Here is a 16,291-nt window from a genome sequence, read left to right as displayed (position 1 = left end):
TATCCCATCGAATGACTTGAATTTCCGCTATTCTACCGCCATCTGGGTAGAAGAAGCCAGTTTGGTAAGAGAAACATGACGAAAAAACGCTCCGCCAGCAGCAAACGTTGGCTCCAAGAACATTTTAGCGACCATTATGTGCAAAAAGCACAGAAAAAGGGGTATCGCTCACGTGCTGTATTTAAAATAGAAGAAATACAGCAGAAAGATAGAATTTTAAAGCAAGGGCAAACCGTGGTCGATCTCGGGGCGGCGCCTGGTGGCTGGTCGCAGTTTGTGGTGGATTCGTTGCACGGGAACTGTGAAGTCATTGCGTGCGATATTTTACCGATGGACCCAATCGCTGGTGTCGATTTCCTAGAAGGTGACTTTCGCGATGAGGAAGTTTTAACGGCGCTATTGAGCCGAATCGGCGGCAAAAACGTAGATGTAGTATTGTCAGATATGGCACCAAACATGAGTGGCAATGATAATGTTGATCAGCCACGTTCCATGTATCTCGTTGAATTAGCGTTGGATATGTGTCATCAGGTATTGAAACCAAATGGCAGTTTTGTCGTCAAAGTATTCCAAGGTGAAGGTTTTGAAGAATTTTTGAAAAACGTCCGTGCTGCATTTAAAACAGTGAAAACGCGTAAACCAGATTCATCGCGAGCCCGTTCACGAGAAGTGTATCTGGTAGCGACCGGTTACAAACTGTAGTACCCTGTAAGGCGTGCTACAAATGCAAACAAGAGGTAGTCAGCTTTGAGCGATATGGCAAAAAATCTCATTTTATGGCTGGTCATAGCCGTTGTTTTAATGACTGTATTCAACAATTTCAGTCAAAGCGGCGCTAATGGTCAACAAGTCGCGTACAGCCAATTCATTAACCAAGTTCACAATGGTGGTGTACGTTCGGTTGATATTGATGGGCGGATGATCACGGCACAATCGCGCAGTGGTGAACAATTTACCACGGTTGTCCCAACGCAGTACGATCCAAAACTATTGGATGACTTGCTCGAGAACAATGTTGAAGTAAACGGTAAGTTGCCAGAAGAACCAAGTGTATTGGCACAAATCTTTATTTCATGGTTCCCAATGTTGCTGTTGATTGGTGTGTGGATATTCTTCATGCGTCAAATGCAGGGCGGCGGTGGCCGTGGCGCGATGTCGTTCGGCAAGAGCAAAGCGCGTTTAATGAGCGAAGATCAAATTAAAACTACTTTTGCTGATGTTGCAGGCTGTGATGAAGCAAAAGAAGAAGTAAGTGAGTTAGTTGATTACCTGAAAGATCCAACCAAGTTCCAACACCTCGGTGGCAAAATTCCGAAAGGTGTCTTGATGGTCGGTCCTCCAGGTACTGGTAAAACGTTGCTTGCGAAAGCGATTGCCGGTGAAGCACGAGTGCCATTTTTCTCGATTTCAGGTTCTGATTTCGTCGAAATGTTTGTTGGTGTCGGTGCGTCACGTGTTCGCGATATGTTCGAGCAGGCGAAGAAAGCCGCACCATGTATCATTTTTATCGACGAAATAGATGCAGTGGGTCGTCAGCGTGGTGCCGGTTTAGGCGGTGGTCATGATGAGCGTGAGCAAACCTTGAACCAAATGCTCGTTGAAATGGATGGCTTTGAAGGCAACGAAGGTATTATCGTCATTGCTGCAACGAACCGTCCGGATGTTCTTGACCCAGCGTTATTGCGTCCAGGCCGTTTCGACCGTCAGGTTGTTGTCGGTTTGCCAGATGTGCGTGGCCGTGAACAAATTTTGAAAGTTCATATGCGTAAAGTTCCGCTTGGCAAAGATGTTGATGCATCGGTTATTGCCCGTGGTACACCGGGTTTCTCAGGTGCCGATTTGGCGAACTTAGTGAATGAAGCGGCGTTATTTGCAGCGCGCGGTAACAAGAAAGTTGTTGCCATGGAAGAGTTCGAGAAAGCGAAAGATAAGATTATGATGGGTGCGGAGCGCCGCTCCATGGTGATGACCGAAGAAGAGAAAGCGATGACCGCCTATCATGAAGCTGGGCACGCCATTGTTGGACGTTTAGTGCCAGAGCATGACCCTGTGTATAAGGTATCGATTATTCCACGTGGACGCGCGCTTGGCGTTACCATGTACCTGCCAGAACAAGATCGCGTAAGTCACTCCAAACAACATTTGGAAAGTATGATTTCGAGTTTGTTTGGTGGGCGAATTGCCGAAGCATTAATTTATGGCGATGAAAAAGTGACGACCGGAGCATCGAATGATATCGAGCGGGCAACGCAAATTGCACGGAAAATGGTCACCCAATGGGGTCTATCTGAGAAAATGGGACCGTTGCTTTACGCTGATGATGAGAACGAGGTATTTTTAGGTCGTTCGGTAACGCAACACAAACACATGTCGGACGAGACCGCACGAGCGATCGACCAAGAAGTGAAATTGTTTATTGATCGTAACTACGATCGAGCAAAACGAATCTTGGAAGAAAACATCGATATCTTGCATACCATGAAAGATGCGTTGATGAAGTATGAAACCATTGATGCGGATCAAATTGATGACTTAATGAACCGCCGCGATGTGCGTGAGCCACGAGATTGGCAAAAACGCGATAATAATAAGTCGGGCGGCGACGATGGCAAGGCTGAGGATAGCCAACCAGTGTCGACGAGTAAACCAGCTGGTGATACACCGGCAAGTTAATCAGTTGATAAAGCCCCGTCATGCGGGGCTTTTTTTTGAATAAAGTTAAGGTATGACTGATGGCTGACACACGCACACACATAGAGGTGATGGGCATTTTAAATGCCACACCCGATTCGTTTTCAGATGGCGGTAAATTTTATCACGTTGACCATGCGTTAAGGCAGGCTGAACAAATGGTTCAAGATGGCGCGGCTTGGTTAGACGTTGGTGGTGAGTCGACACGTCCCGGCAGTGAAGGGGTAAGCGTGGCGGAAGAGCTAGATCGCGTATTGCCCATCATTGAAAGATTACAAGCCAATTTCGATGTGCCAATTTCGGTGGATACTTGTAAAACGGCCGTGATGGCTGAAGCGCTGAAATTAAACATTGCAATGATAAATGACATTAACGCGTTGCGCGACGAGGGTGCAGAGCAATTATTAGCATCAGCGCCTGATGTAAAGGTTTGTCTGATGCACATGCAGGGTGAGCCACGTACAATGCAGCACGAACCGCGTTACGATGACGTTGTCAATGATGTGAAGCAGTTCTTGGATGGCCGCGTGAGAGCGTGTGTGAATGCTGGAATACAAAAAAATAACATATATCTCGATCCAGGCTTTGGCTTTGGTAAATCAGTCAGGCATAATTACCAGCTGCTACAAAGACTGCAGGCATTCCACGATATGCAATTACCATTACTCATTGGAATGTCACGTAAGTCAATGATCGGTCATGTGACTGGGCGTGAAGTGAGTGAACGCTTAGCAGGTAGCATTGCCGCGGCAACGATTGCCGCAATGAAAGGGGCACAGATTATTCGTGTGCATGATGTCAAGGAAACGGTTGATGCAATGAAGGTTGTTGCAGCAACCTTGGCGGGAGAATTCGCTTGAGTCAGCGTAAGTATTTTGGCACCGACGGTGTACGTGGTCGCGTCGGTGATTTTCCGATTACACCAGATTTCGCTGTGAAACTTGGTTGGGCAGCCGGCACGGTATTGTCGGCTAGTGGTAATCAGCGTGTATTAGTTGGTAAAGATACCCGTTTATCGGGTTATATGTTGGAGTCAGCGTTAGAAGCCGGATTATTATCGGCGGGCGTGAGTGTCGAGTTTCTAGGGCCAATGCCAACGCCGGCAGTCGCTTATTTAACACGTAATTTCCGTGCAGCTGCAGGAATCGTGATTAGCGCATCACACAACCCTTATTACGATAACGGTATCAAGTTCTTCTCTGATTCAGGGAGTAAATTACCTGACAGTGTTGAGGCTGAAATAGAGCGCCTCTTAGATGAACCTATTCGCTGCGTACCTTCAGAAAACATGGGGCGCGCAAGTCGAATAGATGACGCGCCGGGTCGATATATCGAGTTTTGTAAGAGCGTATTCCCATCTGATTTATCGCTAAAAGGGCTACGAATTGTTGTGGATTGTGCGCATGGCGCAACTTACCATATTGCGCCCGATGTATTGAAAGAGTTAGGTGCCGATATTTGGGAAATTGGGACCGAGCCGAATGGCGTCAACATTAACGAAAAATGCGGCGCGACCCATCTCGATGCATTGCGCGATAAAGTTTTAGAAGAAAAAGCCGACCTTGGCTTTGCGCTTGACGGTGATGGCGACCGCATCATGATGGTTACAGCCAGTGGTCGCATTGTTGATGGTGATGATATTATTTACATTTTGGCGCGTGCAGCCCAGCAAGATGGCTTGTTACAAGGCGGGATTGTCGGCACCTTGATGAGCAATTTTGCACTGGAAAAATTCTTCACTGACCGCCGTATTCCGTTTGTTCGGGCGAAAGTTGGCGACCGTTATGTAATGGAAGAACTGGTAAAGCGCGATTGGCGTATCGGTGGTGAAAATTCCGGGCATATAATCAATCGTCAGTTCCACAGTACCGGTGACGGCATTATCGCAGGTTTGCAAGTACTAACTGCGATGCAGCGTGAAGGGCGCACCTTAGATGAATTGCTGGAAAACTTTGTTAAATTCCCACAGGCGTTGGTGAATGTACGATTTAACTCTGACTCTGATCCGTTAGAAGCCGACACGGTGAAAGCAGTCGTTCAAGAGGTAGAACGTGCGTTGGGTAACAATGGTCGGGTGTTATTGCGTAAGTCAGGTACCGAGCCACTGATTCGCGTTATGGTGGAAGGCAAAGACGCAAAAACTGTACGCAAATTCGCCGAAGAAATAGCCAGCGAAGTTGAAGCGGCTAGTAATTAACCAGTGAAGCATTATTTCCGCATTCACTGCTTGTAAGTTGCGGCGAGGTTATGTAATATCTCGCCGCTCTCAACGAAGTCAGAGGTTTAGATGCAACGCCAACCGTTAGTTATAGCTAACTGGAAAATGAACGGTGACCGTCAATTGGTCACGGCCATGGCTGAAGCACTTCGCGACAGTTCAGCGCAACATGCGGATGTTAGTGTGGTGGTATGCCCACCGGCCGTATTATTGCCAGCTTGGCAACAAGCTGCATTTTACGACAACATCCAACTTGGTGCTCAAGATGCCAATGAGAACGCAAGCGGCGCCCATACGGGTGAACACAGTTTAGCGTTACTGGCGGAAGCCGGCGCAAGTGTTGTGTTGGTTGGTCACTCTGAACGTCGTCAATTCTACGGCGATAACGCGCAACGAATTGCTGCCAAAGTGAATCAGATTCTTGATGAGTCTGCAATGACGGTGGTGCTTTGTGTTGGTGAGAGTGCAGAGCAACGTAAGCAGCAGCAAACGTTTGACGTGGTTGCAGCACAGTTAGCCGAAGCATTGGCTACGCGTAGCAACTGTGAGCGTTTAGTGATTGCTTATGAACCAGTTTGGGCAATTGGAACCGGTTTAACCGCGAGTCCTGAACAAGCGCAAGAAGTGCATGCTTTTATTCGTAACTGGTTAAGTGAAAAATTCGGGCCTTCAGGCATTAACCTACAGATATTGTATGGTGGTAGCGTGAAGGCTGACAATGCCGAGCAGTTGTTTGCTCAGGCGGATATTGATGGTGGTTTGATAGGCGGCGCTAGCTTAGTCGAAGATCAATTTGTTGCGATTTGCAACGCTGCACAAGCCCGGAGTAAATAAGTTATGTACGAAATTTTATTGATTGCATACTTAATTGTTGCCTTAATTCTGATTGGTTTCATCATGATCCAACAGGGTAAAGGAGCTGATATGGGCGCGTCATTTGGTGCTGGAGCATCGAATACCGTGTTCGGTTCAAGCGGCTCAGGTAACTTTTTAACCCGTACGACTGCAATTTTAGCTGTTGTTTTTTTCATTCTTAGTTTGGTGCTCGGTAACCTGTCTTCAGGTAACGGCGATACCAAGAGTAACTTTGATGAAATTGAAGTGCCGGTTGAAGAAGTTCCAGCTGTTCCAACGAACGACAGTGACGTTCCTGGCGGCAATTAATTAAACGCGTTTAGCGTTCAAGTTTTGCGGATGTGGTGGAATTGGTAGACACGCTATCTTGAGGGGGTAGTGCTTTCGGGCGTGCGGGTTCAAGTCCCGCCATCCGCACCAAATTAGCAACCGGCCACGGTTGCGGTTTCAAGTCGAAACCCTTATAATATGGACACGTTTTCGGACGCGGGGTGGAGCAGTCTGGTAGCTCGTCGGGCTCATAACCCGAAGGTCGTAGGTTCAAATCCTGCCCCCGCAACCAATTACAAAAGGGTCCAGTGTTTTAAAAGCCCCGCAGCAGTTCGGGGCTTTTTACTATGTGACCTTTGCTGCGGCAAACTAATTTTGATGTATTAGTTTGAGTTGGCAGTCAATAACACTGGGCGTTTACGCCCTTTTTTGTTTTTAGGAGTTAGCAAACTTGGCTCGAATGGAAGACCGTTTATTTGACATGTTAGAACCGGCAGTTGCCGCCTTAGACTTCACCTTATGGGGTGTTGAATTCGTGCGCGCCGGCAAACACTCAACATTACGCGTATACATTGATCACGAAGATGGGGTCAGTGTGGATAATTGTGCTGACGTTAGTCATCAGGTTAGTGCAATTTTGGACGTTGAAGATCCAATTAAGAGTGAGTACTTCCTTGAGGTCTCCTCGCCAGGCATGGAGCGTCCGTTCTTCAAAGCCAGTCAGTATGCTGACTATTTAGGCGAAACGGCAGCGGTTGAGCTGACGATGGCGCAACAGGGAAAACGTAAATTTAAAGGCGTAATTGCCGCAGTAGATGGCGATTATATTGAATTCAATATTGATGGCGAGACGCTCAAAGTAGCGCAATCATCAATTAAGAAAGCTCATTTAGTTCCTCAGTTCAACTAAGGATTGCGTAGGCGAGGCAAAACAATGGCAAAAGAAATTTTATTGGTTGCAGAAGCGGTTTCAAACGAAAAAGACGTGTCAAAAGAGAAAATCTTTGAGGCGCTTGAATCTGCGCTTGCGCACGCAACTAAAAAGAAATACGAAGGTGATATCGATGTTCGCGTGAGTATTAATCGTCAAACGGGCGAATTTGATACGTATCGTCGTTGGTTAGTGGTTGACGACAGTGAGCAACCGCTAGAGCACCCATATCGCGAAATTAGCTTAGCTGCAGCTCAGTATGAAGATGAGACAGTTAACGCCGGCGATTATGTTGAAGAACAAATTGATTCAATTGAATTTGACCGTATTACCACGCAAACCGCAAAGCAAGTCATCGTACAAAAAGTACGTGAAGCTGAGCGGGCAAAAGTTGTTGACGAATACCGCGACCAGGTCGGTGAATTGGTTAGCGGTATTGTAAAGCGCGCGACGCGTGAACACGTGATTCTTGATTTGGGTAACAACGCGGAAGCGATTATTTATCGTGAAGAGTTATTGCCACGCGAATCATTCCGCGCTGGTGACCGTGTACGCGGTTTGTTGTATGACGTGCGTCCAGAAGCTCGTGGTGCGCAATTATTTGTCAGCCGTACACACCCAGACTTCTTGATTGAGTTGTTCCGTATTGAAGTGCCAGAAATTGGCGAAGAAATGATTGAAATTCGTGGCGCAGCGCGCGATCCAGGATCACGTGCAAAAATTGCTGTGAAAAGTAACGACCGCCGTATTGACCCTGTTGGTGCGTGTGTCGGTATGCGTGGTGCACGAGTTCAAGCGGTATCGGGTGAGCTCGGTGGTGAGCGCGTTGATATCGTATTGTGGGATGATAACCCAGCGCAATTTGTTATTAATGCGATGGCACCTGCTGAAGTTGCGTCAATTGTTGTTGACGAAGAAGCCCACACCATGGATATCGCAGTAGAAGAAGGTAATTTGGCACAGGCTATCGGTAAAGCTGGACAGAACGTACGTTTGGCTAGCCAGTTAACTGGTTGGCAATTAAACGTGATGTCAGTTGATGAATTCACCGAGAAGAACCAAGCTGAAGCGCAAAAAGTTTTAGATTTGTTCACATCGAAACTCGATATCGATGAAGACTTTGCTTCTGTACTTGTAGACGAAGGCTTCTCGACACTTGAAGAAATCGCTTATGTACCAGTCGATGAGTTATTAGACATCGAGGGTATGGATGAAGATATCGTTGAAGAATTGCGTACTCGTGCGAAAGCCGTATTAACGACGCAAGCATTAGCTAACGAAGAATCATTAGAAAGTGCTGAACCAGATGAAACGTTGTTAAACCTTGAAGGTTTAGATCGCCATTTAGCTTATGTGTTCGCAAGTCGTGGCGTCATTACCTTGGAAGACCTTGCTGAGCAAGGCATCGATGATTTAGCCGGAATTGACGAGTTAACCGAAGAGCGAGCAGGCGAGCTGATTATGCAAGCACGTAATATCTGCTGGTTCGGTAACGAAGAATAAGATCAACGGGGGTACTAGAGACTATGGAAGAAGTAACGCTGGATAAACTAGCTAAAGACGTCGGTACGACAGTTGATCGTTTGGTGCAACAGTTTGCGGAAGCAGGCATGAAAAAGCAGCCAGGCGACCGTGTCAACGAAGATGAAAAACAGGCCCTGTTAGCCCATTTAAATAAATCGCATGGTGGTAGTGGTCCAAGTGAGCCTGCCAAGATGACGTTGAAGCGAAAAGAAAAAAGCACGTTAAGCATTGGTGGTGGCCCAGGCCGCAGTAAATCAGTGCAAGTTGAAGTGCGTAAAAAACGTACTTACGTGAAGCGTTCTGCGCTTGAAGAGCAGCAAAAAGCGGATCAAGAAAAAGCAGAGCAAGAGCGTTTAGCGGCTGAAGCGAAACGCAAAGAAGAAGAAGCAAAAGCTGCAGCGGAAGCGAAAGCAAAAGCTGATGCGAAAGCTGCAGAAGAAAAAGCGAAGCAGGAAGCTGCACGAAAAGAGAAAGAAAAAGCGAAGGCGAAAGCTGAAGCTGAAAAACGTGCGGCAATGACACCTGAAGAGCGTAAGAAAGCTGACGAAGCAAAAGCAGAAGCTGAGCGTTTACGTAAAGCGCAAGAAGAAGAAGCGCGTAAAAAAGCTGAAGCAGAAGCGGCACGTCAAGCTGAAGAAGCGCGTCGCTTAGCAGAAGAAAACGAAGCGCGTTGGCAAGAAGAAGAAGCCAAACGTAAAAAAGCTGAACAAGAAGAAGTTCACTTTACCACCTCACAGACGGCGCAAGCCGCTGAAGATGAGCAAGACGAAGGTGAAGAACGTCGCGCGCGTCGCAATAAAACGAAACGTCGTGGCAAAGACGATGAACGTGATGAAGCACCGCGTCGTGAAAAGCGTCGTAAAGGTTCTAAGCGCTCGTCGTTGCAGCATGGTTTTAATAAGCCAGCGGCGCCAGTTGAGCGTGAAGTGAAGCTTGGTGAAACTATTACTGTTGGTGAGTTAGCGAACCGTATGGCGGTGAAGGCTGGCGAAGTGATCAAAACCATGATGAAAATGGGCGAAATGGTCACGATTAACCAAGTATTAGACCAAGAAACGGCCTCTTTGGTTGTTGAAGAAATGGGTCATAAAGTGGTGTTGGTGAGCGAAAACGCGCTTGAGCAAGAAATTCTTGCCGACCGTGATGAAGATAACAACCAACATCAGGTTTCACGTGCGCCAGTTGTTACTGTGATGGGCCACGTTGACCATGGTAAAACGTCATTACTTGACTACATTCGTAAAGCGAAAGTGGCAAGTGGCGAGGCCGGTGGTATTACCCAGCATATCGGTGCATACCACGTTGAAACTGACCACGGCATGATCACATTCTTGGATACCCCAGGTCACGCAGCGTTTACTTCAATGCGTGCTCGTGGTGCCAGTGCGACCGATATCGTTATCTTGGTTGTTGCCGCGGATGATGGCGTGATGCCACAAACTTTGGAAGCAATTCAGCACGCAAAAGCTGCTGGTGTTCCAGTTGTGGTTGCAATCAACAAAATGGATAAGCCAGAAGCCGATCCTGACCGTGTCAAGAATGAACTAGCGCAACGCGATGTAATCCCTGAAGAGTGGGGCGGTGACGTGATGTTCGTACCTGTATCTGCACATAGCGGTGAAGGTATTGAGCAGTTACTTGAATCCGTCTTGTTGCAAGCTGAAGTGCTTGATCTAAAAGCTAACGCGAGTGGTATGGCAAAAGGTATTGTGATTGAGTCGCGTCTTGATAAAGGGCGCGGTCCGGTTGCCTCAGTGTTGGTTCAAGAGGGTACTTTACGCCAAGGCGATATCGTTCTTTGTGGTCTTGAATATGGTCGTATTCGAGCCATGCGTGATGAAAACGGTAAAGAAATTAAAGAAGCCGGTCCATCGATTCCGGTTGAGATTCTCGGCTTATCGGGCGTACCGCAAGCTGGTGATGAAGCGACCGCTGTAAAAGATGAGCGTAAAGCACGTGAAGTGGCAAATTATCGTCAAGGCAAATATCGTGAAATTAAGCTAGCGAAACAGCAGAAAGCGAAGCTAGAAAATATGTTTGCGAATATGGCTGAAGGCGACGTGAAAGAATTGAACGTTGTATTGAAATCAGATGTACAGGGTTCTTTGGAAGCGATTGCCGATTCATTGATGAAGCTATCAACGGACGAAGTGAAGGTAAACATTATTGGTAGCGGCGTTGGTGGTATCACAGAAACTGACGCATCGTTAGCAAGTGCTTCCAACGCTATCGTTGTTGGCTTTAACGTACGTGCTGATGCTTCAGCGAAACGCGTCATTGAGCAAGAAGCCGTTGATTTACGCTACTACAGCGTTATCTATGATTTGATTGACGAAGTTAAAGCGGCCATGGGTGGCATGCTTTCGCCTGAGTTCAAGCAGCAAATCATTGGTTTGGCAGAAGTTCGCGATGTATTTAAGTCACCGAAGATTGGCGCTATTGCTGGTTGTATGGTTACTGAAGGTGTCGTGAAACGCTCAGCACCAATTCGTGTTCTTCGTGATAACGTGGTTATTTTCGAAGGCGAGCTTGACTCGTTACGTCGCTTCAAAGATGACGTACAAGAAGTTCGTAACGGCATGGAATGTGGTATTGGCGTGAAGAACTATAACGACGTGAAAGTCGGCGACCAAATTGAAGTATTTGAAACAGTTCAAGTAGAGCGGAGCCTATAAACCAATATGGCAAAAGACTTTAGCCGTACTGACCGAGTGGGTCAGCAATATCAGCGCGAAATTGCGATGATATTGCAGCGTGAAATTAAAGACCCACGCGTGTCAATGGTCACAGTATCCGACATTGAAGTGTCACGTGATCTTGCTTATGCAAAAGTATTCGTGACCTTCTTTAACGACGATGAGGCCTATGTAAAAACAGCATTGAAAGTGCTGAATGATGCGTCAGGCTTTATTCGTTCGTTGTTAGGTAAGCGCGTGCGAGCGCGTATTACCCCTGAACTGCGTTTTGTGCACGACCCTTCACTGAATGAGGGGATACGCATGTCGCGTTTGGTTGACGAAGCAATCCGTCGTGATTCGCATCGCAGCGATGATGCCGATGACGGTATTGAAACCAAACCGGATTCAAACGGAGACGAATAAATGGGACGACGTAAATCGGGCCGCAATGTTAGTGGCGTGATTTTGTTAGATAAGCCCCGTGATATCACATCAAACGCCGCACTCCAGCAAGTGCGGCGTTTTTTTAATGCCAATAAAGCGGGGCATACTGGTGCTTTAGATCCTTTAGCAACTGGTTTGTTACCATTGTGCTTTGGTGAGGCGACAAAAGTATCTCATTTTGCGTTAGAGGCGGATAAAACCTATCGTGTTGTCGCACAATTAGGTGCGAGAACAACGACCAGTGATGCTGAAGGTGAAGTGGAATGGCGCTGTGAGCCTTCTGCGTTAGAGTCACTAACACAAGCGCAAATAGAAAAAGCGATAGCGCATTTTGTTGGTGAACAAGCGCAGTCACCATCGATGTATTCAGCTTTAAAGCATGAGGGGCGACCGCTGTATTGGTATGCTCGCCAAGGCATTGAGGTGCCGCGTAAAACACGTCAAATCACCATTCATAAAATCAGCTTTGTTGAATGGGTTAATCATCAACTGACGTTGGAAGTGACCTGCTCCAAAGGCACCTATATTCGTACGCTTATTGATGACATGGGTCAGTTTTTGGGATGCGGTGCCTATGTTCAAGAACTGCATCGAAGCTGGATAGAGGGTGTTGAAGGGCCAATGTTGAGCTTAGCCGAAATTACTGAAGTTGCTCAGCAAACAAATCGTGAAGCCGGCGACTACGCTGCTCTTGACGCGTTATTGCAACCGAATGATTGTGTAATACGGCAAATTCAAGCGGTTTCAATTGATGCTGAAAACGCGATGCGATTTCAAAGTGGTAATCCGGCCAAAGTGTCCCTAGATGCGCCTACGAGTGCCGCGCCTTGGCGAGTTTTTCATGCTGATAGTGGTGAATTTCTTGGAATCGGCATCTGGCAAAATGGGGTTCTTTCACCAAAGCGCGTACTGAACTTGTAAAACCGAGTTTAACCGTTGTTGGCATTGCGTTTGAGCACATTCATGCGTATAATCCACAGCGATTTCGTCGGTGCTGAATTAGTGATTGGCACTGACATTCTTAAACAATCAGGAGTAATATATGTCACTAACTGCGGCACAAAAAGCGGAAATCGTTAAAGAATACGGTCAAGGCGAAAACGACACTGGTTCTCCAGAGGTTCAAGTTGCTTTGTTAACTGCGAACATTAACGAGCTGCAAAGCCACTTTAAAGAACACGCAAAAGATCACCACTCACGTCGTGGTCTGTTACGTATGGTTAGCCAACGTCGTAAATTGTTGGACTACTTGAAGCGTAAAAACAATCAGCGCTATGCAAGCCTGATTGAGCGACTCGGTTTACGTCGCTAAGCACTGTTCGAGCAAAGGGGCCTGTTGTGGCCCCTTTTTTGTTTAATGAAAAATCAAAGCGATATTGGATATTAGATATTGGATATTAGAGAAGCGAGCCGGCATTTAGCTAGTATCTAATATCTAGTAGCTAATAGCGCTTTAGAATTTAAAGAGAAAGAAGAAAGGAAAATAACACGTGAATCCGATTACAAAGAAATTTCAGTATGGTCAGCATACAGTAACATTAGAAACCGGCGCGATGGCGCGTCAAGCAACAGCAGCAGTACTTGCAAGCATGGACGACACCACCGTATTGGTTACCGTTGTCGCCAAGAAAGATGCGAAAGAAGGTCAAGATTTCTTCCCATTAACTGTAAACTATCAAGAGCGTACGTACGCTGCTGGTAAAATCCCAGGTGGTTTCTTCAAGCGTGAAGGCCGTCCTTCAGAAAACGAAACTCTAACGTCGCGTTTAATCGACCGCCCAATTCGTCCATTATTCCCTGAAGGTTTCAACAACGAAGTACAGGTTATTGCGACCGTTGTTTCAGTAAACCCACAAATTAACCCTGATATTGTTGCGTTAATTGGTACGTCTGCAGCGCTAGCTATTTCTGGTGTGCCGTTTGCAGGTCCAATTGGTGCGGCGCGAGTCGGTGTGGTTAACGATGAGTACGTACTCAACCCAACCATGGACGAACTGACAACATCGAAGCTTGATTTGGTTGTTGCTGGTACTTCAAGTGCTGTATTAATGGTTGAATCTGAAGCGCAGTTATTATCTGAAGATGCCATGTTAGGTGCAGTTGTTTATGGTCACGACCAAATGCAAACTGTTATCGATGCAATTAACGAATTTGCAGCTGAAGCTGGTAAAGAGAAGTGGGACTGGCAAGCGCCGGCAACCAATGATGGGTTGTTGAACAAGATTAAAGAGCTTGCGGAACAGGGTATTGGTGACGCTTATCGTATCACTGAGAAAGCACAGCGTTATGAGCAAATTGCAGCACTGAAAGCTGAAGTAACCGATAAGCTGGTTGCGGAAGACGAGACGCTGGATCCGAAAGAAATCGGTGATTTGTTCCATTCACTTGAAAGTAAAGTTGTGCGTAGCCGCATTATCGCTGGCGAGAAGCGTATCGACGGTCGTGACCCAGATATGGTTCGTGCATTGCACATTGCAACTGGCGTGCTTCCACGTACTCACGGTTCTGCTGTATTTACCCGTGGTGAAACACAAGCGTTAGTTACAGCAACTTTAGGTACAGAGCGTGATGCGCAAATGATTGACGACTTAACGGGTCGTACCGATAGCCGCTTCATGTTGCATTACAACTTCCCTCCATACTGTGTTGGCGAAACTGGCATGGTAGGTTCACCGAAGCGTCGTGAAATTGGTCACGGTCGTTTGGCGAAGCGCGGTGTACAGGCTGTTATGCCTTCGCAAGAAGAATTCCCATATACCATTCGTGTGGTTTCTGAAATTACCGAATCAAATGGCTCTAGCTCAATGGCGTCAGTTTGTGGTGCTTCGTTAGCGTTGATGGATGCTGGTGTTCCAATCAAGTCATCGGTGGCAGGTATTGCCATGGGCTTGGTGAAAGAAGGCGACAAGTTTGTTGTTCTTTCAGACATTTTGGGTGATGAAGATCACTTGGGCGACATGGACTTTAAAGTAGCGGGTAGCACAGAAGGTGTTACAGCGTTGCAGATGGATATTAAGATTGACGGTATCACCCGTGAAATCATGGAAATTGCATTAGCACAGGCAAAAGCTGCTCGTTTACACATTTTGAATGTGATGGACGATGCAATTTCAGGTGCGCGTACTGAGTTATCAAACTACGCGCCACGTTACACTACAATTAAAATCAATCCTGATAAGATTCGTGATGTCATTGGTAAAGGCGGCGCGGTTATTCGTGAATTAACTGAGAGCACCAATACCAACATTGAAATCAATGATGATGGTACCGTTCGTATCGCAGCAACTGACCAAGAATCTGCGGATGCGGCAATTGCTCGTATTGAAGAACTTACTGCCGAAGTAGAAGTTGGTCGTATTTATCAAGGTAAGGTTGCTCGCATCGTTGATTTCGGCGCGTTCGTGACGATTCTTCCAGGTAAAGACGGCTTGGTTCACATTTCACAAATTGCTGAAGAGCGAGTGAACGATGTGAATGAATACTTGAAGGTTGGCGATGTTGTACCAGTTAAAGTACTTGAAATTGACCGTCAAGGACGTGTTCGTTTGAGCATGAAGGATGCGGCTGACAAGCCAGCTGAAGCGCCTGCTCAAGAGACCTCAGAAGAGACCTCAAACGACGAGTAAGCTTTTAGGTACTTAGTGATTGAAAAAGCTGTGTTTGGGCGACCGAACACAGCTTTTTTTATTGATGTTTCTTAACATTCAATTTTCGTTTTTTGGTGCAATCTACGTTATTATGCTGTTAAGAGTTTCACAACAAGGTAGTCGTTCATGAAAATCCGTTTCGGGCTTGTTATTGCGCTGATGATGCTGTTGAGTGCGTGTGCGCAAACTGGGGAATCATCAGATTCGGCACTGACCAATTTATTTGTGGTGACGCCACAAGAGCCCGATGCCCGCTATCAACTAGAAATAGCGAAGCTGAACGAAATTGTTGCCCGTGATTTGGAGTTACCACAAGAAAGTCGTGCGGAACTTCTTTACCGTCGCGGTTCTTTGTACGATGCGTTGGGTTTGGTAACACTCGCCCGCATTGATTTTAATCACGCGTTAGAATACAACCCGCGCTTGGCCGACGCCTATAATTATCTCGGTATTCATTACACCCAAATGGAAGAGTTTAGCTACGCCTACGAAATGTTTGATGGTGTTTTAGAGCTCGAACCGGAACATCCGTATGCGGTGCTTAATCGCGGAGTGAATGCCTATTATGATGAACGTATCGACCTTGCTATTGACGATTTTAAACGATTCTTTGAGGCGCAACCGGATGATCCTTATCGGGTAATCTGGCTATTTTTAGCCGAAGTAGAAAACGATCCGACAGCTGCCCGTTTGAATTTAGCAAAACGTCGTGTTGAACATGGCAACACCGAATGGGGGTGGAGCCTTGTCGACTTAATGCTTGGGGCGATTGATGAGCAAACATTTTTGAATGGGTTTGCTGTTCGCGATTTAAAGCCTGATGAGACGCTGGCAGAGCGTATGTGTGAAACTTATTTCTATTTGGGTAAGTTAAAACAATTAGATGGTGATTTCTCTGCGGCATCTGTTTACTTTCGTCTGGCGATGAGTACAAATGTTTTTATGTTCTTGGAATATCGCTATGCAAATTTGGAGTTGCAACGCAGTAAACAAGCATTAGAAGCCAACTCACAGTCTAATTAATGGTCATTAA

At 46.5% G+C, this 16,291-nt stretch carries 14 protein-coding genes and 2 tRNA genes; all 16 read left to right on the top strand.

The features are described 5' to 3' along the window. Positions 1-75: 75 nt before the first annotated feature. The 16 genes from rlmE to nlpI all read left to right on the top strand — a co-directional run bounded on the left by rlmE (position 76) and on the right by nlpI (position 16,281). Positions 76-702: a 23S rRNA (uridine(2552)-2'-O)-methyltransferase RlmE gene (gene rlmE / locus CWI76_RS04620; protein WP_126759159.1), complete on the top strand. Its 627-nt coding sequence runs from the start codon at positions 76-78 to the stop codon at positions 700-702. 45 nt (positions 703-747) lie between these two features. Continuing rightward, positions 748-2,673 (top strand): ATP-dependent zinc metalloprotease FtsH, encoded by a 1,926-nt coding sequence (ftsH, locus tag CWI76_RS04615; RefSeq protein WP_126759158.1) that lies wholly within the window; start codon positions 748-750, stop codon positions 2,671-2,673. A gap of 59 nt (positions 2,674-2,732) precedes the next feature. Continuing rightward, entirely contained in the window at positions 2,733-3,551 is an 819-nt protein-coding gene (gene folP / locus CWI76_RS04610; protein ID WP_126759157.1) for a dihydropteroate synthase, read from the top strand. Next, positions 3,548-4,888: a phosphoglucosamine mutase gene (glmM, locus tag CWI76_RS04605; RefSeq protein WP_126759156.1), complete on the top strand. Its 1,341-nt coding sequence runs from the start codon at positions 3,548-3,550 to the stop codon at positions 4,886-4,888. The genes folP and glmM overlap by 4 nt, the downstream gene beginning before the upstream one ends. Positions 4,889-4,978: 90 nt before the next feature. Continuing rightward, on the top strand, positions 4,979-5,743 hold the full coding sequence (gene tpiA, locus CWI76_RS04600) for a triose-phosphate isomerase (protein WP_126759155.1): 765 nt from the start codon (positions 4,979-4,981) through the stop codon (positions 5,741-5,743). 3 nt (positions 5,744-5,746) lie between these two features. Continuing rightward, on the top strand, positions 5,747-6,073 hold the full coding sequence (gene secG, locus CWI76_RS04595; protein ID WP_126759154.1) for a preprotein translocase subunit SecG: 327 nt from the start codon (positions 5,747-5,749) through the stop codon (positions 6,071-6,073). Positions 6,074-6,099: 26 nt separating this feature from the next. Then, positions 6,100-6,184, top strand: a tRNA-Leu gene (locus CWI76_RS04590). Between the two features lie 65 nt (positions 6,185-6,249). Further along, a tRNA-Met gene (locus CWI76_RS04585) sits at positions 6,250-6,326 on the top strand. A 159-nt stretch (positions 6,327-6,485) separates the two neighbouring features. Beyond that, the gene (rimP, locus tag CWI76_RS04580; RefSeq protein WP_126759153.1) at positions 6,486-6,944 is read left to right on the top strand and encodes a ribosome maturation factor RimP; all 459 of its coding nucleotides are present in this window, start codon (positions 6,486-6,488) and stop codon (positions 6,942-6,944) included. Positions 6,945-6,968: 24 nt separating this feature from the next. Beyond that, on the top strand, positions 6,969-8,468 hold the full coding sequence (gene nusA, locus CWI76_RS04575; protein ID WP_126759152.1) for a transcription termination factor NusA: 1,500 nt from the start codon (positions 6,969-6,971) through the stop codon (positions 8,466-8,468). 23 nt (positions 8,469-8,491) lie between these two features. Next, positions 8,492-11,164 carry a translation initiation factor IF-2 gene (gene infB, locus CWI76_RS04570; RefSeq protein WP_126759151.1) on the top strand — a complete coding sequence of 891 codons (2,673 nt, stop codon included), beginning with the start codon at positions 8,492-8,494 and terminating at the stop codon, positions 11,162-11,164. Between the two features lie 6 nt (positions 11,165-11,170). Then, on the top strand, positions 11,171-11,590 hold the full coding sequence (rbfA, locus tag CWI76_RS04565) for a 30S ribosome-binding factor RbfA (RefSeq protein WP_126759150.1): 420 nt from the start codon (positions 11,171-11,173) through the stop codon (positions 11,588-11,590). Continuing rightward, the gene (truB, locus tag CWI76_RS04560) at positions 11,591-12,532 is read left to right on the top strand and encodes a tRNA pseudouridine(55) synthase TruB (protein ID WP_126759149.1); all 942 of its coding nucleotides are present in this window, start codon (positions 11,591-11,593) and stop codon (positions 12,530-12,532) included. It abuts the gene before it with no gap. 121 nt (positions 12,533-12,653) lie between these two features. Continuing rightward, positions 12,654-12,923 carry a 30S ribosomal protein S15 gene (gene rpsO, locus CWI76_RS04555; RefSeq protein WP_092855684.1) on the top strand — a complete coding sequence of 90 codons (270 nt, stop codon included), beginning with the start codon at positions 12,654-12,656 and terminating at the stop codon, positions 12,921-12,923. 178 nt (positions 12,924-13,101) lie between these two features. Further along, entirely contained in the window at positions 13,102-15,237 is a 2,136-nt protein-coding gene (gene pnp / locus CWI76_RS04550; protein ID WP_126759148.1) for a polyribonucleotide nucleotidyltransferase, read from the top strand. 147 nt (positions 15,238-15,384) lie between these two features. Next, entirely contained in the window at positions 15,385-16,281 is an 897-nt protein-coding gene (gene nlpI / locus CWI76_RS04545; protein WP_126759147.1) for a lipoprotein NlpI, read from the top strand. Positions 16,282-16,291: the final 10 nt, after the last annotated feature.

This window comes from Pseudidiomarina marina (assembly GCF_003987045.1).
Taxonomy (GTDB): Bacteria; Pseudomonadota; Gammaproteobacteria; order Enterobacterales; family Alteromonadaceae; genus Pseudidiomarina; species Pseudidiomarina marina.
The sequence above is the reverse complement of the archived record's forward strand: the minus strand, read 5'-3'. Positions and strand labels throughout refer to the sequence as shown.